We start from the raw sequence: 19,700 nt of genomic DNA, 5'->3' as shown, positions 1-19,700 counted from the left end.
GCAGGAGTTATTGGTGAGAAAAACAGAACTGAAATTTTAATAATTGGGCGTAACTTATCACCAACAATTCATGTACAGTCATATCGTAGAGAGAAGCACTTTGTAAGAATCGTTAACTGCTGAAAAGGACTGTGTACGAGACAAGAGGGAGGAAGTATTGTGAACAATGAAAATCAAAAGCAACACCCGCTTTATGGTGCACTAAACGATTTGAAACAATTGCAAGACTTACTCACGAATTCTTGGTCAAAATACTATGGTCATTTTTTTGAGAAGTTAGTTGGGAGTGACACGATTCCGTTTTGCTTCACGACTAAGGAATGTAAGCTATATACAGTAGTGAATCCAAAAACACATACAGCAACAAGCTTCTTTCGTTTAGAAGCAATTGAAAAGTCACGCGTAAAGTTAACGTTATTACGTGCAGTTGATATAGAAGAGCAAAATACGAATGTATTAAAAGATGTTGTTCGGCTAGAAAAAACTGAAACGCAGATGACCGTTGACCTTGGTTCCATGTTGGCGATTCAACTATTAGAGCCAGCATTGTTAAGCAAAAATACTTATATAGAGTCGAAATGGTAGTGGGATAAAAAGGAGTGTATGTTTTTGACAACAATTGGCATGTTGCACCATCGTAAAGATCCAGAAACCGTTTTCAAGTCATATGCGTTTGCAGCAGTTGCAAAGGCAGAAGGGATGTTGTTTTATTATTTCACACCTAGAGCGGTTAACTTCAAAACACGAACGATTCAAGCGAAAGTTTTAGAAGATGGGGTTTGGCAAGAAAAAAACGTCCCATTTCCCGATGTCATCTATAACGCAGGAAGCCCAGAAAAATTAGCGATTTCGAAAAATATTTTAAGGCAATTGCGTAAAGAAATTCCTTTCACGACAAATTCCATCGGCAACAAACTGAGTATAACCAAACGTTTACAGGAGGGGAAGGAGTTTGCGAGTTACCTCATCCCTACTGAAAGTGTACAAAATGAAGAACAATTTTACCGGCATATTCAAAAATACAAAAAAGTAGTTTTTAAGCCGGTTGAAGGCCGTAAAGGTAAGGGGATATATTATATTTCAATACTAGCAAATGGCTATGAAGTACAAAAGGATACACAGAAAGAAAGGCTAACAAAGGATCAGCTAGACACATTTTTAAAAAATCAATTAGCAGAAGAAGCATTTATATTGCAACCATATATTAAATCTTCGTTGAAAAACGGGCAAGTATTTGATTTTAGAATTCATGTTCAAAAAAATGGTGAAGGTAAGTGGATCATTACTACCGTGTATCCTCGTGTTGCGCCCCAAGGTTCGATAGTTCCTAATATTAATAATGGTGGTTTTACAAATTACTTAGAGCCCTTTTTACAATTACAATTTCCTCGTGAGGCGTTTAATATTAAGCGCATGCTAGAGCATTTTGGTTTGTCATTGGCGCGTCACTTAGATGACATTCAAATGGTTAAATTTCAGGAAGTAATTGATGAAATCGGTATTGACGTTGGCTTAGATGAAAACGGTAAGCTTTGGATTTATGAAGTTAACTGGCGACCAGGGTGTCCACCAGCATTTTACTTGGAATTAGATGTTGTCCGACATACCATCCAGTATGCAAATTACATTGCACATCATCAGCAGGAGATAAAAGCGCAGATTCAAGCCGCCAAAAATCTTGCACCAGCAGAGAAAACAATTGAAAAACCAATTGTTGCAATTACAAAGAGTACAGAGAAAACAACTGAAGAACCAATCGCTGCAATTACAGAGAGTGCAGAGATAACAACTGAAGAACCAATCGCTACAATTACAGAGAGTGCAGAGATAACAACTGAAAAACCAGTTGTCCCAATTAAAGGGAGAGCAGGAAAAACAACTGAAAAACCAATTATTGCAATTACAGGGAGTGCAGGAAAAACAACTACAAAAGCATTCATTGCATCGATTTTATCAAAAAATTGGTCCATTTTTGAGTCGAAGGATTATTGGAATACAACGGAACATACGAAAAAGCATAAGGAACTTATTAGCGAATCCCATAAAGCTGTTGTTTTAGAATACGGTATGGCTTATCCAGGTGTCATTGCTGATCATTGTGAAATCATTCAACCGAACATAAGCGTAGTAACAAATATTGGATTAGCGCATGTAGGGAACTTTGATGGTGACATTAAAGGCGTGGCAAAAGCCAAATCAGAACTAATTCAAGGAATGGATCAAAAAGGATTACTCATATTAAATAAAGACGATGATAATTCTAAATGGCTATTAACCGACCAATTTAAAGGACAAATAAAGACAATTGGTATTCATAAAAAGGCAGACTATATGGCTTATGATGTGCAGTATAAAGATGATGGTATGACTTTTAACATCCGATTACGAAATAAGGAAATCCCGATGTTTATTCCAATTTTAGGGGAGCACCATGTATATAATGCGTTAAATGCTATAGCGGTGGCGGACCAATTAGGATTTTCATCAGATGTTATTCAGGCGGGCTTAGTATTCAAAAAGCCGCCACGTCGTTTAACGCTTTACCAATGCAGAAATGATATTTTGTTAATTGATGACACGGTACACTCGCATCCACAGGGGGTTCGCGCTGCACTTGATGTGTTAGGCGAAATTGCAAAAGGGCGAAAAGTTGCGATTATCGGACAAATGCGTGAATTAGGAGATTTGCGAGAAGAGGAATATCGTAAGTTAGGTGCGTATATTGGGGATAAAAAAATAGATCAATTAATTACGTACGGATTCCGGACAGAGGAAATCGGGATAGCAGCACAAAAAAGTGGCATACCGGCGAAGAACATTCACCATTTTATTAATAAGGATCAATTACATTTGTTTCTAAAAGGTATGGTTAGAAGAGGAGATACGATTTTAGTTAAGGGTGCAAGTAAAACAAATATGTTTGAAACGATTCAATTTTTAGATAAGCAATTTAAAGCATAATTCGCATAATAAAAGGCTTTACGGAAGTTTTTTCTTTTCGTAAAGCCTTTTATTTTTTATTGTAGATGGTGCATGTGAAATTTTATTTCGTGGGCTGCCCGATTAGCACGTGATACGGCTTCACTTATAGAACTGCCTTGAGCAATGATGTAGGCATATCGATGTCCCATTGATAAAGGGGGAATGAGTATTGTGCCTTTTTTAGGTTTAATATACACATCGAAAATGCCTGGGGATTTTAAGGCGCGTAGCTTTCCTGTCACTTTTTCTAATCTACCTTTACGATGGACAATTAAATATTTAGTATAGACAAAATGATGGTGTTTAGGTGTGAAATCTGGTTCATCCCCGAGATAGAGTTTTAATGTTTGCTCTATCAAATTAATACCAAATGCGGCCTCAATCATTCTATTCATAGCTCCACCTGAAATACGTGGGTTTATTTCAATCAACTTCCAACTATTGCCTATTAGTCGTAATTCTAAATGAAAAGCCCCAGTATTAATATCGAACGTTTCCACAATGGATTGGCAAAGCGTTTCTAGTCCTGGTAACAAATTTGGAGGTATATTTGCAAATAGCTGATAGCCTGTAATAATGAATCGTTTTCCCTTTGTAATATCTTGTCTCATGACCGCAATAATATGGGGAAGGTGTTTTTGTACAATAACTTCCACTAAATATTGTTCACCTTTTAAGTATTCCTCATAAATAATGGATTCGGTAGGATATTTACTTTGAAGCGTTGCAAGATGCTTGTTAAATTCCTTTTTATCCTTAGCAAATAATACATCTTTAGAACCAGTTGATTTTGGAGATTTAATGATGAGAGGGAATATTAATTTGCCTGTTGGTATTTCGTTTGGTCCGATGACTGTAAATTGTGGCGTGTATGATTTGTTCAGTAAAAACTTTCGTGTCTCCTCTTTATCCTCCATAATTTCAATTGCTTTTGATGAGGTGAGATTTTGACAAAACATATCGCAAAGTAAGGAAGCCACATGTACATAGGGGTCCACAAAACTAACAATCGTTTTAATTTCTAATCCGATTTGTTGAAGTTTAACAATTTCCGCTTTCAAAGCCTCCATATTTGAAGTATCCACAACAATCATTTTATGGATATCCACGTATTGCTCACGCTGTTCAAATTGTCTTTCGTTACTTGTAAATAGGACGGTAAAATAACCTAACTTTTCCGCTGCTTTTGTTGCTTCCCTGCTTGAACCAGATTTGTTAGTACCAATAAAAACAATTGTCTTCAATTCATTCACCTCCATTCGAATTGATGAAAGTACCTCCTCTTAAAAGTATGGTGACATATAGATTTTGTCTGGTTATCCAACCTATATAATTCAAATATCTACGTCTAAAAATTCATCGAACATATGCTAAGAGTGAAAGGAAGGTGAAATGTATTATGAAACCGATTTCTGTTGAAACATTATGTACAATTGTTGATGGAAAACATATACATGGCTCGTCAATCGGTATTCATTATGGGGCATATCGATTAAAACAGGTAAAGCGGAGAAATACGGTTTTGTTTATTGAAAAGCGCATTATGAATTGGGCAAAATTAGCACCATGTTTCCCGCTTGTACTTGTTACGGAATGTCATTATCACACGAAGGAACTTCCAAATGAAGTGACGGTAATCAAAGTAGAGCGCTCAGAGGAGGCGTTATGGAAATTTATCCATTTCTATCGACAACAATTTCAGCTACCGGTTGTGGCCATTACGGGAACAGCAGGTAAAACAACAACAAAGGAAATGATTAAACATATTTTAATGCGTTATAAAAAAGTGACGGCAACACAGCTTAGTACGAATTCTAGGACGGCCTTTTTTCAATACTTATTAAGCATTGAAAGTGATACGGAGGCAGCTATTTTTGAAACAGCTGTAGGGGCACCAGGAGATTTGCGTAAAGCTGGAAAGTACTACAAGCCGACAATTGGAATTATTACAAATATTGGAGAACATCATTTAAATTATTGCAAAACATTAGAGGGTTATATTGACGCTAAGGCTGAAATGTTAGAAATATTAGATGCGAATAGTGTGTTAATCATTAATACGGAGGATCGTAATACAAGCAAAATAGATTTCCAAAGATTCAAAGGGCGACTCATAAAAATTGGAACGAAAAGTTCAAATGATTTTGCCGCTACAAATATCCGCTACAGTACAAATGGTATGGAGTTTGTAGTTGTTCATAAGGGGGAGCACCATAAAGTAAACGTTACAGGCTTTGGAAAACACCAAGTAATGAACGCGTTAGCTGCTATTGTCGCAGTAGTTGAGATGGGGTTAACAATACCTCAAGCAGCGGGACAGTTACAAATATATCGTCCGCTCAATAAACAATTGCAATTATTTGAAGGTACGAATGATGCGCTCATACTGGATGATACGTGGAGCATTACAACAACATCACTTGAAGCGGCCTTAACCGTATTAAATGAACTTGCTGGTGGAAAGAAACGTATTGCCATTATTGGAACAATTACCGATGTCGGTTCATGGGGAACGTTTATTCATAAAAAAGCAGCAGAGATAGTATTTGAAAAAGGAGTAGATATACTTATTACCGTTGGAGAACATGCAAAAATTATTGCAGATCATGCGGAGGACTTAGGGATACAAGCACAAGTATATCGTTTTATTAATAGTGTGTTAGCCTATGAACTTTTAAAAGAAATCATTAATCGCAATACAATTATTTTAATCAAAGGAGATATGTATAGTAAAACGATGTTTGATTTAGCGACAAAATTGAAGAAAAAAACATGAAAGAGTGATACGTTGCTTTTTGATAATTGATAAATCATTTTATACAAGACACGCATATAGGGATAGAGCTGGTATTGGCATATACACAAGCACCAACAATGTTATATGAATATAGTGTATTAATCATACAAGAAGGGAGGGGAAACTATGGGAGGAGTTTGTCCATGTGGTGTGCGTGTAAATGCTTTTGCCGAAGGTGTAAATGTTAAGTTCGATGGTGTTAGTGGAAATATTCGCGGGAATTTAACATACCTTGCCAATGTATGTATTACTACACTAAGTACTTCTACGCTGTCATTACGATTTGAAGATACTGAAACACCAGATCATTTTAGTTTTTTATTTACTGCAAATGAAATTACAGATGTGAAATGTAAAAGAGAAGGGAAGAACTGTGTTATAAAGGTTCGTGGTACTGGGCTTATTGGGATGACAGAATACCCATTTAAAGCAGTATTCAGAGATCAAGTAGCGACTGCAAATAATGATTTAGTTCAAAGCTTCGTCATTAAAGGATTCTTTGATCAAGACGGTACTGTACCCGTTGAGCAAGGATCAGTTGTTGCTTTAGGTTGTCAATGTTAAAGGTACGTTAATGTGAATGAGGTCCCTTCAATTATGAATTGAGGGGGCTTTTATAAAATGTATCGGGGGAGGCCATCATGCATGCGATTAGGGGGAGAATCGAACAATATAAAATACTAATGCAACATGAGCAATTGCAACCGTATTTAGCCAAGAATGAACGTTTTTCAAAGGATGCATTGTACTCCATGTTGAAGCTAGAGCATCAAATCATCCTGAAACCAATTGTTGGCATGGATTTTATTATTGTGACAAAACATCAAGGAATGTATCAGGTAAAAACTAAAGTTATAGTAGTTGACGTATTAGAAGAAGGTCTTTATGAATATATTCAACAGATTATTGGTGATAGAAATTATATCATTCAATCGCAATTTCATTCGACATTTCTAAGTAAAAAAAGGTATCACTGTTTAATAACTGTTCAAAGACGCAATGAACGCTGGTATGTTACACATTCATCAAAACAAACTCTCAATATTATTGAAACAGTAGCTTGTTTTAGGCACCAAGTACAATTACAAAAAGTTGCGATTATGGCGGCTGAACAACTGGGACCATCTTATAGCAATTGTGAATCTATAGTTATAGAGTTGATATTTAATTTAGCAGGGGATATAGTGATTACCGATTCGTTTCTCCATTTCTCGGTTAGCAAATGGAATCAATATCAAAGTATCGCGAACTTCATGCCCCAAACGGATTTACTAACGTCGTCAACATTTTCATGCTATTTAAGTAGGTATTCCCTTGTATTTTTAAAGCCATGTAATGGGCAACAAGGAAAAGGGATTATTAAAATTCACAAAAGAGGAATGCGAAATTATGAAATTCAGATGGGAAGACAAAAATGGGCAATAGCAGGTATTGAGCAAGTGTATGAGCATGTCCTCAAAATTGCTCCAATAGAAGAAAACTATATCATTCAACGGGGTATTGAATTGGCGACAATCGATAATCGTTTTATGGATATCCGAGTTATAACTCAAAAGGTAGCAAATGATTGGTATGTAACTGGCAAAGTGGTAAAAGTTGCTGGGCCTCATTTTTTTGTAACGAATGCAGCTCAAGCTATTTTGACTTTGCAACAAGCGCTAAGACAATCTACTGTACTTTCAAAGTTCCATGGGCAACTGGAAAATCAAATAGATACCGTTTGTAAAGCAGCATCCCATTTGCTTGACCAATCAACAGAACGTAACATTATTGGCTTTGATATAGCGGTAACAGATTTGGGGAGGATATGGGTTATTGAAGGTAATTATGTACCAGATTTGTCGTTCTTTCAAACATTAGAAGATACAACGATGTACAACACGATAATGAATTATAAACTTATGAATAGATCACCTAAGAAAGATGGATAAACTTTCATAACCTAATTTAAAGGGGGCGATTTTATCCGAGCTTTACATGTAAAAACCATACGTCAATTGCTAGGAGGGCAATTAATAAACGGTGCTGAAAATTGGTTTGTGAAGCATGTTATGAATTATGATCCACAGCAATTAATCGCACCGAATACAATGTTGTTTATCCGCAAAAGTGATGATATAAATTGGGAAGAATTAAATAATATAAAGCATTTATTAATTGTTTGTGATGAAAAGGAGAAACTGCAAAATCAAGCACTATCTCAAATTACCGCTATTTATGTTCGCAATCTTTTACAAGCTTTCTTTGTATTTTGCACGTATTATCGGAACTTGTTTGACCTTCCCGTTGTTGCAATTACTGGAACTTGTGGAAAGACGACTACGAAAGAAATGCTCAAACATATATTAAGTAATGAAATGAACGTTCAAACATCCGTAAGCAGTAAAAACGAACCGCGTCAATCATTACCATATTTATTAGGAATTGATGATGACACAAAGGCGGCTGTATTTGAATTAGGCTTAGGGAATTCAGGTAATATCAGCTATCAATGTCAAATCTACCAGCCAACCATTGGTGTAATTACAAATATAGGTGTACATCATTTAGATGGATGTAAAAATTTAGATGGCTACATTAAAGCGAAATCCGAAATTTTATATGGAATACGTGCGGGAGGAACACTAATCATTAACAGCGATGATGAAAATACAAAGAAAATTCCTTTATCAACGTATCAAAATAAAGTGTTTACATTTGGCATTAAAAATAAAGCGGACATATACGCCACGGCAGTGCAATTTGCTGAAAAAGGCATGAAATTTCAGGTTCATGTAAATAACAAAAAATATCAAGCCTATATTCCGGGTTACGGGGAACATCAAGTGTACAACGTTCTTGCAGTGCTAGCGGTCATTCATGAGCTTGGCCTATCTGTTCAAAAGGCAATCTTACAGTTAAGAACTTTCGAGCAAATGGAGCGCCATTTACAGTTTTCAAAGGGAGTAGGCGGGAGCACGATTATCGATGATACATGGACAAATAACCCAACCTCGCTAGAAGCAGCATTAAAGGTACTAGATTCGGTAGGGAATGGTAAGAAGCGCTATTTAGTATTAGGTGATATTAAAAGACTTGGAAAATTCGAAAAAAAATATCACATGGAATTAGGGAGTTTAGTTGCCACCTATCCGATTCACACGTTAATAACGGTTGGCACGAAAGCGGAGAATATTGCCAAACAAGCAATTGCAGACGGAACATCAGCAAAAGTATATATGTATAAAGACATTAAAGGTGTGTATGAGTTACTAGAGCAACAGTTAGATAGAGAATCACTTTTGCTCATTAAGGGCCCGATGTCGAGTCGAGCAATGATTCAATTTGCTAAACAACTAAAAAGTAGTGAATGATGAAAAGAAATAGATTAAAAATAGCTCTATCACTGTCTACAATACAGTTGATAGAGCTATTTTCATTTGTTTTATTTCGTTACACGTCTAGCGGTAATATAATGATCTTTATAATAATCTACTAGTAAAACACGTGTAATCACTCCATTACTCGTAGGAATAATTAATCGGTGGTCACCTGCATAAATTGCAACTTGTGTTGGTGTTTTAGATCCCTTCGTACTGTTGAAGAATACTAAATCCCCTTTTTTTAAGTTTGATTTAGAAACAGCTGTACCAAGTTTCATTTGCTCGCTAAGTGTTTTGGTTTTTAATAAAACGCCATTTTTTCGGTACGTATATTCAATGAAGCCGCCTGATGTAAATCGTAATGAAGCATCATTATTAATTGAGCCCATCTTTACTTGGTCTTTCGTAGCGTACGCTTTGGCAACAATTTTATCTCCTGTTGTTGCAGGATTTGCACTCATTAATGTTGGTAGTACGCGACGAGCGGTTACATAATTATCTTTGTAGTACGGCTTACTATTTAAATCTGAAATAACTATGTTTTGTTTTGAATCCGCCATGTGAATGATTTTATTATCTCCAATGTACATCCCAACATGGTCTGGGTCTGTTCCTGTTTTTTTACTTTTAAAGAATAATAAATCCCCTTTTTGAAGCTGGTTACGTGGTACATAGGTTCCTTGTTGCATCATATAGTTTTCGTTATAAGTTGCTAAATCTACGCCATTTTTCTCGAAAATATACATTAAAAAAGTGGCACATGAAAATTTATAAGGTGCAGTAGGTTTATAGACGGTATTACTATAAGTTGCTTTCCCGATTAAACTTTTTGCAGTAGTAATTAATTGATTGGCTTTAATAGCAACGGCTTGATCATTATTTTGTACATTTGCAGCATATACAGGTGTTGGTTCCATTATTGCTGGCATTGTAGAAAATGAACTAATCCCAATTGCTAAAGCGACAGTTGTTACGAAACGTTTTTTCATAATAGTTACCTCCAAATTTAGTACACTAACGACTTTATCATGGGAAATACATGATTCTTGGAGGGAAATGTTGGTAGCAGATTTTGAAAGTGCGCCAATAGACTGCTATTACTAGGTAAACTAGCATTAATTACAGTTTAATTACAATTGTTTCAGTTACCTCTATTTAACTTGGTGGCTAATATTTAGGGGGATATTTGCTGGTTTGAGCAAAAAAAGATGAAAAGGGTTGTGATAAAACAAGAATACAATTTTTCTATAAGTAAAAAAAATTGTATTTTTCGGCATGCTGTCTTAGCCACTTTCATCTGGAAAGTTAAACTAATAATGAATTAAAGATTATTTACTGTAGTTTATTTCTTAAAAACTTTGAAATGAAACTAATGCTATTTGAGGTAAGGGGTTGGTATCCCCAGCAGAATCGATGCCTCCACCTGAAACCGAGGATGATGCTTCGAGATACGAATGTCGGGAAGTACCAAAAATCATCTAGGTTATTTAACCCTACAGATGTATTGCGATTAAACAGCTTCGCATTTTGGCTGAGTCAGGGCTCCAGTGTGTCCTAGTTGGAGTGAATTCAGGAGGGGGTCCCATATGGTGTAGGAATTTGCGTACTTCCCCTGGGGGTCCACCAGGTGGCACAGAAGGACCTGGACACATGGAGGCGATATCACTCCTATAATTTGTGCTAAGTAAACTATATTAGTTATGAAGTTAAAATGAATTGAATAAAAAAATCCAACATTTTTTAATGAAGCAAAAATGTTGGATAGTTCATACAAATAGATTTATTTATTTATTTAAAGCTGAATGTCTTTTACCATAAATGAAGTAAATGATAATTCCTAACACGAACCAGATACCACAAGCAATCCAAGTGTGTGCAGAAAGCTGGCTAATTAAGAAAATACACAATAATAACGACACAATTGGTAGTACGGGATAAAACGGAACTTTAAAGCCACCGTTTGGTAAGTCTTTATTTTTACGTAAATAAATGATGCCCGCAGATACGAAGATAAACGCGATTAATGTGCCCATATTGACCAATTCAGCTAATGTACCTAGTGGAATAAAACCGGCAAATATGGAAATAACCAGTGTGAAAATAAATGTATTTTTCATCGGTGTTTTACGCTTTGGATGTAATTCTTTCATTACTTTTGGCATTAAGCCATCTCGTGCAAAGGCCATTAATAAACGTGTACCACCGTACATCATGACTAAAATTACTGTTAACATCCCGATAACCGCACTTAATGAAATTACCCCCGCTACCCAATCTTGCTCGACAAATTTCATCGCAAAGGCAACTGGATCAGCTACATTCAGCTGTTGATATGGAACAATCCCTGTTAATACAAGCGAAACTGCTACATAAAGAATCGTACAAATGATTAAAGAGCCGATAATTCCGATTGGCATATTACGTTGTGGATTTTTTACTTCTTCTGCAGCAGATGACACCGCATCAAAACCTAAGTAAGCGAAGAAAACAAGTGCGGCACCTGTGAACACGCCACTCATGCCATAAGGTAAAAATGGTGACCAATTTTCAGGCTTCACGTAAAATACGCCGACTAAGATAAATAATAAGACTGCCCCAGTTTTTAGTGCAACAAGTAAAGCATTAAAACGTGTTGATTCCTTCATGCCTAATGAGAGAAGAGAACCGATAACAAAAATAATAATAACAGCAGGTAAGTTAATATACGTGCCATTTTCTACACTAAATGAGTTGGTAAGTGCAGCCGGTAAATGAATACCGAAGCCTTCTACTAATGTGACAAAGTAACCCGACCAGCCTGTAGCAACGGCAGCTGTTGCTAAGCCGTATTCAAGTAGTAATGCCCAGCCGACAAACCAGGCAACAATCTCACCAAATACAATATAACTATATGAGTAAGCACTTCCTGTTACAGGAACAGTAGAAGCGAATTCTGAGTAACAAAGCGCGGCTAACGCACAAACAATGGCTGCGATAATAAATGAAAACACAATACCAGGTCCCGCATGCTGCGCTGAAACTGTACCTGGAAGAATGAAAATCCCCGTACCGACAATGGCACCTACACCAAGTAACATCAAATCGAAGGGACCCATAGTTTTTTGAAGCTGAATCGAACCTTTCTTATGTAAAAGGTCATCGATTGATTTTTTTCTTAATAAATTTTTCATATTAACACCTATTTCTATAAAGCAATAATCAAAATAATATCATAAATTTTCAGAAAATAAAAGAGGTTTATCGAGTTGAAGTACTGAAGTGACAAAAGCAATACCTGTTTTCAGAAAAAAAGTAGGATAAACTAGAGGGAAAAGACAAAAAAACTAGGTGCTTTTACAAACACCTAGTCAGAAAATTATTTTGTATAGTTATCGAAGTAACCTTGGATGTAAATCATTGGTGTTCCTTTGTCGCCAGAGCCAGAAGTTAAGTCAGATAATGAACCGATTAAGTCAGTAAGCTTACGAGGTGTTGTCCCTTGAGCTGCCATCTGACCAGTTAAATCTTCTTCTTTGTTGTTAATATATTCTTTAATAGCAGCTTTTAACTCTTCACCTTTTAATTCAGAGAAATCGTTATCAGCTAAATATTTTAATTTGATTTCGTTTGGTGTACCGTCAAGTCCCGGAGTGTAAGCAGGTGATACAACTGGGTCAGCAAGTTCCCAAATTTGACCTACTGGATCTTTGAACGCACCATCACCGTAAATCATTACTTCTACTAATTTACCTGTAGCTGCTAAAATTTTCGCTTGAATGTCATCCACGATTGGTTGACAGTTATCAGGGAATAATTTTACACCATCTTCCGTTGATTTGTTTGAGCCTAGTAAACCGTAGTTTGAATTGAAGCCAGAACCGTTTACAGATTCATTTAAAATGTTATCTAAACCGTATACTTTTTCAGCACCAGCAGCTGTTAAAATGCGTTTAGTACGGAAGCGAGAGTGAATATCGCAAGTAAGTACGCTCTTTGTATAATCTAAAATCGTTTTCGCGTTATTTGAGAAGATAACTTCCACTTCAGTGCCTTGTTCTTCAATTAATTCTTTGTAGTATTCAATGTAGTCAACACCAGTGAAAGTATGTTTATTGTAACCGAAGTGTCCACGGAAATCAGCTTCAGTTAAAACATCTGTCCAAGGATTGATGCCTTTTTCGTCTAATTCATCTAATGATACTAAGTGATTTCCAACTTCATCAGAAGGGTAGCTTAACATAAGAACGATCTTTTTTGTCCCTTTTGCAATCCCTTTTAAAATATTTGAGAAACGGTTACGTGAAAGAATTGGGAAAATTACCCCCACAGTGTCATCACCGAATTTTGCATTTACGTCCGTAGCAATATCTTCCATTGTCGCATAGTTACCTTGTGAACGCGCTACTACTGATTCTGTTACAGTTACGATGTCGCGGTCTTCAATAGAATAACCTTCAACTTTCGCAGCGTTTAATGCTGTATCAACGACGATTTGTACAATGTCGTCCCCTTCATTAATAATTGGGCCACGAAGACCTCGTACTACAGTTCCTACTACTCGTTCCAAAATAATCTCTCCTCATATGTAAACAAATATTGTTTTAATTTTTATCACGATGTTTACTATAACGCAGTGATGTGATATAAGTAAAATTAATATTTCTAATAACAGATATAAGTGGTGGTTATATGATAGCGAAATTAGAAGCTTATCGAATTTTTAATGCAGTCAGTCGCAATAAAAGCTTTTCTAAAGCAGCCAAAGAGCTGTATATGACACAGCCAGCAGTCAGTCAAGCGATTTCAAAGCTAGAAAAAGAACTTGAAACATTGTTGTTCAACCGAACGCCTAAAGGAGTAAAGCTTACAACTGAAGGAGAATTATTACATGAATATGTAAATTCAGCTTTAGGAATCCTTGACGCAGGCGAAGAGAAAATTGCTGAATTTAAAAATTTACAGACAGGGCAATTGCGTATTGGAGTAGGCGATACAATTTCACGCCATTTTTTACTTCCATATTTAGAAACATTCCACATTCGTTATCCTGGTATAAAATTAAAAGTATTAAATGGAACTACGAGTGAAATTTTAGCTTTTATTAAAGCTGGAGAGGCAGATTTAGGCATTTGTAACTTACCGGTAGAAGATATGCATCTACAAGTAATCCCTTGCAAAGAAATTCATGATATATTTGTATGCGGTCAAAAATATAAAAATTTAACAAGCAAACCAATCAGTTTCGAAATGCTCATGAAAATGCCGCTAATTTTTTTAGAAAAGAAGGCTAATTCACGTAATTATGTCGAAGGATATTTGAAAGAGCAAGGCTATGCAATCTCTCCTGAGTTCGAGCTAGGATCGCATGATTTAGTTTTAGAATTTGCGAAAATCAATTTAGGAATTGCCAGTGTGACAAAGGAATTTTCGCTCGACTATATTGAACGAGGGATTTTATATGAAATTGAACTACAACAAAAAATTCCTAAACGTAGTATTGGTATTGTTCATTTAAAAACTGTGCCACTATCACAAGCTACGCGTAAATTCATCGCAATCGTAGACCCAGGAATAATCCATTAACAGAAAATGAGGGAAATAAATGTCAAACGACTTTAAACAATACAATTTAACAAGAGAAATAATACAGGCGTTACGTGATTTAGACTACATTTCTCCTTCAGAAGTGCAGCAAAAAGTATTGCCTCACGCATTAAATAATGTAGATTTAATCGTTAAAGCACAAACAGGCAGTGGGAAAACAGCCGCCTTTGCGATTCCGATTTGCGAAAACATTGACTGGTTAGAAAACAAACCGCAAGCATTAGTATTAACACCAACGCGCGAGTTAGCCGTGCAAGTAAAAGAAGAATTCACCAATATCGGTCGCTACAAACGTGTAAAAGCAGCAGCACTTTATGGAAAACAACCTTTCCGTTATCAGCAAGATGAACTAAAGCAAAAAACGCATGTTGCGGTTGGAACACCGGGTCGCGTACTTGATCATATTGAAAAAGGCACATTAAAACTAGAAAAAATTCGATATGTGATTTTAGATGAAGCCGATGAAATGCTCAATATGGGCTTTATTGAACAAGTAGAGGCCATCCTGTCACATATTACCGAACCACATGTAACAATGCTATTTTCTGCAACAGTACCTGATGAAATTAAGTCGCTTGCGGGCCGTCATTTAAAGAATGCGCTTGATATTGAAGTACATTCCGAACAGCAAGCGCCAAAAATTGAACATGTGGTCATTGAAGTACCGGAGGAAGAAAAGCTATCAGCACTAGAAAAGGTGGCGGTTATTGAAAATCCTGATACATGTATCATATTTTGTCGTACGAAAGCACGAGTAGATGAAGTGTATGATTATTTATATGATCGTGAATATAGCGTCGACCAACTACATGGTGGTATGGAACAATCGACGCGCTTAATGGTAATGAATGACTATAAGCGCGGAGATTTTCGTTATTTAGTCGCAACAGATGTCGCAGCGCGCGGCATTGATATTGATAATATTTCGTTAGTCATTAACTATGATTTGCCGATGGAAAAAGAGGCATATGTGCACCGAACAGGTCGTACAGGTCGTGCTGGGAAAGAAGGGAAGGCAGTTACGTTTGTGACACCTTTTGAATACGACTTTTTAGCAGGAATTGAGCAATATATTGGGAATAAAATTCCGATTGCGGCTCTACCAACACATGAAGAAGTAGAAGTTAAGGCAGAGGCATTTGATAAAAAAATGCAAACCCGTCCACAAAAGAAAAAGCAAAAAAGCGCTAAGGTTGATGCCAATATTACTAAGCTTTACTTCAATGGCGGTAAAAAGAAAAAGCTACGCGCCGTTGATTTTGTCGGCACATTATGTAAAATTCCAGGTATCACCGCAGCAGATATCGGCATCATTACCATTTTAGATACATCTACATTTATCGAAATTTTAAACGGTAAAGGTAAAATTGTGTTGAATGCAATGAAAACTACACCTGTTAAAGGGAAGCAACTAAAAGTGCATATTTCAACTAGTAAATAACATTGAACAAATTTACTAACAAAAAATGGATCAAGTGCAATCTACTTATATTCGGCGGGCTACGGCATGACAGCATATTTAAAGTCAGTATTGACTGACTTTAAATAATGTTACGAAAGCGTAGCGAAAGGAGCATTACTGCTTCTGCGGGTAGTAAAATCGCGATTTTACTATCCTCGGCGCAAAGAAAAAGTCTAAAAAGGGTTTTAGACTTTTTCTTGACTGTCTTTAATGCCGCATGCAAGGCCCGCCAATCTAAAATGTTACTTTTTCTCAAATAATTAAGATCGTAAAATACTGCCGCTTGCGCTATCGCGAGGCAAAGAACAATCAAATGCCGTGTGATTTGATTGTTCTTTTGCGACGAAAGCATAGCGACAGGAGCAGGGGTTTCGGTGATGAATAAAATAGTACGCTGTATACAATATTGTATCTTTGATTAAAAGTTACCTATGGCAATGAAATTAGCTACTTTTATTGCGTTAAAATATAATCATTCTTAGACTAACTTTTTACTTTATTTCAATAACAGCGCTTGATTCACCAAACTTTATTCAAAATCTTTGTTATAAAAACCAACTTTAGTTTGTGTAGAGTGCCGCGAAGTGTAGGGGGCGACTTCTAGGGGATCAAGCGTGTGCGGAAAATCCACTCATTTGTGCACCCGTAAGAGGCACAAATGAGTTAGTTGTAGCCACGCCCCCAGAAAAGCGTCCCCCGTAGCGTAGCAGAACGGATTTTATTAGATAAATGCAATTGGTTCCAAATTCTGTATTGAAAAATGCTCATGAGTAGTAAATAAAGAGATCGGCTGTTTTATAGCGATCAATAGATAACAGCAAATAAAAACAGGTTACGCTAAGGTAAAATTCCTTTGGCGTAACCTGTTTTATGCTTCTTTAAAGTTTTTTACGAAAAACCACAGCATATTGGAGAGTTCAATCGATTCAGCTTCATGTGAGGTATTTGAAAATGAAGAGCGAAATGGTTTTAATAAAGCTTCGACCACTGAGCTACGCAATGTATCTTCAGTTAATTGTTCGATTAACGTTTGCGTAAACTGGATGCCCACTGTATGGATATCTTCATATTGCAATTCAGATAAAAAGCCTTCTAGTTTATTTAAAATCATATCTTTTGTAATTGGTTGATAGTGCGTGTTTCCTTCAATTAATTGGAGTGACCCTGCTCCTATAATAACGTCATTTGTTGCAATCATTTCGGGTAACACTACTTTAATATTTCGAAAGGCAATCTTTACAACCTTTTTAACATCTACTGTGACACCATAAAATGTACGAAATGACATTGATAAATGCTGTACCATTCCAAAAAATAATATGGATAGTTCTAGTGTATAGGGTCTTGCCTCTTCGCCAAAAATATCAACGAATCGATTCGATAGCCATTCTACTTCAATGAGGCGATTACGCATAAGTGCATCACGTAATTCTAAATCATTTGATTGAAAAATGCCCTCGAAAATCGAGACAAGATTTTGCTCCTTATTGATTTGCATTAATACGATAATTTGTTCGATCAGTATATTTTCATCTGATGGGTCATTACCGTGTAATATTTCATGTCGGCGTATGCTTGCCTCATAACGTACTTGTTCTAATATGGCCATAAAGCATTCATTTTTAGAGGAGAAGTAGTTATAAAATGTTCCTTTTGAAATCATAGATTTTGATAATATATCTTGAATCGATGTATTGTGGAATCCCTTTTCTATGAATAGCTGTAGCGCGGTTTCTAATACTTGTCTTTTTCGCAGATTCATACTATTCCTCCGTTTAGTTTGTATTTCAAGTTTACTGTTTTCTTAGGAGTATAGCAATTTTTTGGACTTGTGGTGCAAAATTGTTGAATTTATTGGACTGTGAGTATAAAATAGTTCGAGTATAAAAATATTAATTTTTTAAAAGAAAAAGAGGGGTTTCAATTATGGAAAAGATACAAGACGTTAAAACGTTTAAAAAGCCTCCCTATTTAATGATTGCTGTGTTATTTGTAGGGGCATTCGTTGCTTTTTTAAACAATACGCTATTAAACGTAGCACTACCTTCCATTATGGTGGCATTCGATATTAAGGATTACTCAACGGTGCAGTGGTTAGCAACGGGGTATATGTTAGTAAGTGGGATACTTGTTCCAGCATCGGCTTACTTAATTACTAAATTTAAAACACGTCCGTTATTTATTTTATCAATGGCGATTTTCGTTATTGGTACAGCGATGGCCGCATTTGCACCATCATTTGGTCTGTTACTAGCAGGTCGTATGATTCAAGCAGCAGGTGCAGCAACAATGTCTCCAATTTTAATGAATGTGATGTTAATTAGTTTCCCAGTTGAAAAGCGTGGGACTGCAATGGGGGTTTTCGGTTTAGTTATGGTATTAGCGCCAGCAATTGGACCGACATTATCAGGATGGATTGTTGAACATTATGACTGGAGCGTTCTGTTCAAAATGATTTTACCAATCGCAATTATTGCTTTATTATTAGCGGTTTGGAAATTAGAAGATGTATTGCCAAATCGTCCAGCTAAAATTGATTTATTTTCAGTTGTATTATCGACTTTAGGTTTTGGAGGATTGTTATACGGCTTCAGTACTGCAAGTTCAGCAGGATGGGGTGCCGTTGAAGTTTGGGGTACGATTCTTGTGGGGGCGATTGGCTTAGTTTGGTTTATTACGCGCCAATTCAGCTTAGAGGAACCTTTACTGGATTTACGTATTTACACATATCCAGCCTATGCACTAGCATCTGTTGTGTCTATGGTATTATCCGTTGCGATGTTCTCAGGAATGATTTTGACACCAGCTTACGTTCAAAATGTACGTGGTATTGAGCCATTTGAGGCGGGATTAATGATGTTACCAGGTGCAATTGTGATGGGGGTTATGTCACCAATTACAGGTAAGTTGTTCGATAAATTTGGACCACGTATTTTAGCTGTTACTGGTTTAATGATTGCGACAATAGCAACATTCGGTTTAGGCTACTTAGAAACAGATTCTACGTATACATTTATTATTACGATGTATACAGTTCGTATGTTGGGGATTTCAATGGTGATGATGCCGATCATGACAAATGGTTTAAATGCTTTACCTAACCGCCTAAATCCTCATGGTACGGCAATGAATAACACAGCACAACAAGTGGCAGGTGCGATTGGTACAGCGGTATTAGTAACCATTTTCAACTCACATACAAAAACTCGCGCAGCAGAAATTGTCGCTGACATGAAAGCGAATGCGGATCCTAGTGCAGCACAGCCAACAGCAGAGCAATTAGAACTGATTCAAGGTCAAGTTATGCAACAGGCATTACTTGATGGGATTACGTACTCATTCTTCGTGGCAGCGGGGATTACGGTTGTAGCAATGATTTTAGCGTTATTTATTAAACGTGTTGATATTACAAAACGAGATGACTTTATGGGTGCAAAACCAGAAGAAAAATAATTAATGAAAACGATAGAGTTTATGAAGCTCTATCGTTTTTACTTTTGGTAAAATCGGGTAT

14 protein-coding genes are annotated in these 19,700 nt (G+C 36.4%); 9 read left to right on the top strand and 5 right to left on the bottom strand.

Going from position 1 to position 19,700, the window contains the following annotated elements:
- Nucleotides 1-159: 159 nt before the first annotated feature.
- Entirely contained in the window at nt 160-585 is a 426-nt protein-coding gene (locus O7776_RS14145) for a CotY/CotZ family spore coat protein (protein ID WP_274307666.1), read from the top strand.
- 18 nt (nt 586-603) lie between these two features.
- Nucleotides 604-2,961, top strand: a complete 2,358-nt coding sequence (locus O7776_RS14140; RefSeq protein ID WP_274307665.1) for a YheC/YheD family protein — start codon at nt 604-606, stop codon at nt 2,959-2,961.
- Between the two features lie 56 nt (nt 2,962-3,017).
- Here the strand turns inward: O7776_RS14140 and O7776_RS14135 are convergent, their stop codons facing one another.
- Complete coding sequence (locus tag O7776_RS14135) at nt 3,018-4,226, bottom strand: ATP-grasp domain-containing protein (RefSeq protein WP_420802124.1); 1,209 nt, start codon at nt 4,224-4,226, stop codon at nt 3,018-3,020.
- Between the two features lie 155 nt (nt 4,227-4,381).
- Between O7776_RS14135 and O7776_RS14130 the strand changes: the two genes are divergently transcribed.
- The 4 genes from O7776_RS14130 to O7776_RS14115 all read left to right on the top strand — a co-directional run bounded on the left by O7776_RS14130 (nt 4,382) and on the right by O7776_RS14115 (nt 9,132).
- Nucleotides 4,382-5,758: a Mur ligase family protein gene (locus tag O7776_RS14130; protein ID WP_274307664.1), complete on the top strand. Its 1,377-nt coding sequence runs from the start codon at nt 4,382-4,384 to the stop codon at nt 5,756-5,758.
- A 147-nt stretch (nt 5,759-5,905) separates the two neighbouring features.
- Nucleotides 5,906-6,343 carry a hypothetical protein gene (locus O7776_RS14125; RefSeq protein ID WP_274307663.1) on the top strand — a complete coding sequence of 146 codons (438 nt, stop codon included), beginning with the start codon at nt 5,906-5,908 and terminating at the stop codon, nt 6,341-6,343.
- Nucleotides 6,344-6,420: 77 nt separating this feature from the next.
- Nucleotides 6,421-7,710: a YheC/YheD family protein gene (locus O7776_RS14120; protein WP_274307661.1), complete on the top strand. Its 1,290-nt coding sequence runs from the start codon at nt 6,421-6,423 to the stop codon at nt 7,708-7,710.
- Between the two features lie 120 nt (nt 7,711-7,830).
- Nucleotides 7,831-9,132, top strand: coding sequence for a UDP-N-acetylmuramoyl-tripeptide--D-alanyl-D-alanine ligase (locus tag O7776_RS14115; protein WP_274307660.1), 1,302 nt, complete (start codon nt 7,831-7,833; stop codon nt 9,130-9,132).
- A 71-nt stretch (nt 9,133-9,203) separates the two neighbouring features.
- Here the strand turns inward: O7776_RS14115 and O7776_RS14110 are convergent, their stop codons facing one another.
- From O7776_RS14110 to O7776_RS14100, 3 genes are all read right to left on the bottom strand, one after another.
- Entirely contained in the window at nt 9,204-10,130 is a 927-nt protein-coding gene (locus O7776_RS14110; protein WP_274307659.1) for a C40 family peptidase, read from the bottom strand.
- Nucleotides 10,131-10,925: 795 nt separating this feature from the next.
- Nucleotides 10,926-12,311: a branched-chain amino acid transporter BcaP gene (locus O7776_RS14105; protein WP_274307658.1), complete on the bottom strand. Its 1,386-nt coding sequence runs from the start codon at nt 12,309-12,311 to the stop codon at nt 10,926-10,928.
- Nucleotides 12,312-12,496: 185 nt separating this feature from the next.
- Entirely contained in the window at nt 12,497-13,687 is a 1,191-nt protein-coding gene (locus tag O7776_RS14100) for a coenzyme F420-0:L-glutamate ligase (protein ID WP_274307657.1), read from the bottom strand.
- A gap of 122 nt (nt 13,688-13,809) precedes the next feature.
- Between O7776_RS14100 and O7776_RS14095 the strand changes: the two genes are divergently transcribed.
- Together O7776_RS14095 and O7776_RS14090 are read left to right on the top strand one after the other, a co-directional pair.
- The gene (locus tag O7776_RS14095; protein WP_274307656.1) at nt 13,810-14,703 is read left to right on the top strand and encodes a LysR family transcriptional regulator; all 894 of its coding nucleotides are present in this window, start codon (nt 13,810-13,812) and stop codon (nt 14,701-14,703) included.
- Between the two features lie 19 nt (nt 14,704-14,722).
- Nucleotides 14,723-16,165 (top strand): DEAD/DEAH box helicase, encoded by a 1,443-nt coding sequence (locus O7776_RS14090; RefSeq protein ID WP_274307655.1) that lies wholly within the window; start codon nt 14,723-14,725, stop codon nt 16,163-16,165.
- A gap of 889 nt (nt 16,166-17,054) precedes the next feature.
- Here O7776_RS14090 and O7776_RS14085 read toward each other — a convergent pair.
- Nucleotides 17,055-17,948 carry a TetR/AcrR family transcriptional regulator gene (locus O7776_RS14085; RefSeq protein WP_274307654.1) on the bottom strand — a complete coding sequence of 298 codons (894 nt, stop codon included), beginning with the start codon at nt 17,946-17,948 and terminating at the stop codon, nt 17,055-17,057.
- A gap of 164 nt (nt 17,949-18,112) precedes the next feature.
- Between O7776_RS14085 and O7776_RS14080 the strand changes: the two genes are divergently transcribed.
- Nucleotides 18,113-19,639, top strand: a complete 1,527-nt coding sequence (locus O7776_RS14080) for a DHA2 family efflux MFS transporter permease subunit (RefSeq protein WP_274307653.1) — start codon at nt 18,113-18,115, stop codon at nt 19,637-19,639.
- Nucleotides 19,640-19,700: the final 61 nt, after the last annotated feature.

The organism is Solibacillus daqui (assembly GCF_028747805.1).
Classification (GTDB): Bacteria; Bacillota; Bacilli; order Bacillales_A; family Planococcaceae; genus Solibacillus; species Solibacillus daqui.
The sequence above is the reverse complement of the archived record's forward strand: the minus strand, read 5'-3'. Positions and strand labels throughout refer to the sequence as shown.

Coding starts and splice junctions, on each gene's coding strand:
- O7776_RS14140 (WP_274307665.1), top strand. CDS start 604: ATGTTTTTGACAACAATTGGCATGTTGCACCATCGTAAAGATCCAGAA.
- O7776_RS14130 (WP_274307664.1), top strand. CDS start 4,382: ATGAAACCGATTTCTGTTGAAACATTATGTACAATTGTTGATGGAAAA.
- O7776_RS14125 (WP_274307663.1), top strand. CDS start 5,906: ATGGGAGGAGTTTGTCCATGTGGTGTGCGTGTAAATGCTTTTGCCGAA.
- O7776_RS14110 (WP_274307659.1), bottom strand. CDS start 10,130: ATGAAAAAACGTTTCGTAACAACTGTCGCTTTAGCAATTGGGATTAGT.
- O7776_RS14115 (WP_274307660.1), top strand. CDS start 7,831: ATGAATTATGATCCACAGCAATTAATCGCACCGAATACAATGTTGTTT.
- O7776_RS14080 (WP_274307653.1), top strand. CDS start 18,113: ATGGAAAAGATACAAGACGTTAAAACGTTTAAAAAGCCTCCCTATTTA.
- O7776_RS14090 (WP_274307655.1), top strand. CDS start 14,723: ATGTCAAACGACTTTAAACAATACAATTTAACAAGAGAAATAATACAG.
- O7776_RS14095 (WP_274307656.1), top strand. CDS start 13,810: ATGATAGCGAAATTAGAAGCTTATCGAATTTTTAATGCAGTCAGTCGC.
- O7776_RS14085 (WP_274307654.1), bottom strand. CDS start 17,948: ATGAATCTGCGAAAAAGACAAGTATTAGAAACCGCGCTACAGCTATTC.
- O7776_RS14120 (WP_274307661.1), top strand. CDS start 6,421: ATGCATGCGATTAGGGGGAGAATCGAACAATATAAAATACTAATGCAA.
- O7776_RS14105 (WP_274307658.1), bottom strand. CDS start 12,311: ATGAAAAATTTATTAAGAAAAAAATCAATCGATGACCTTTTACATAAG.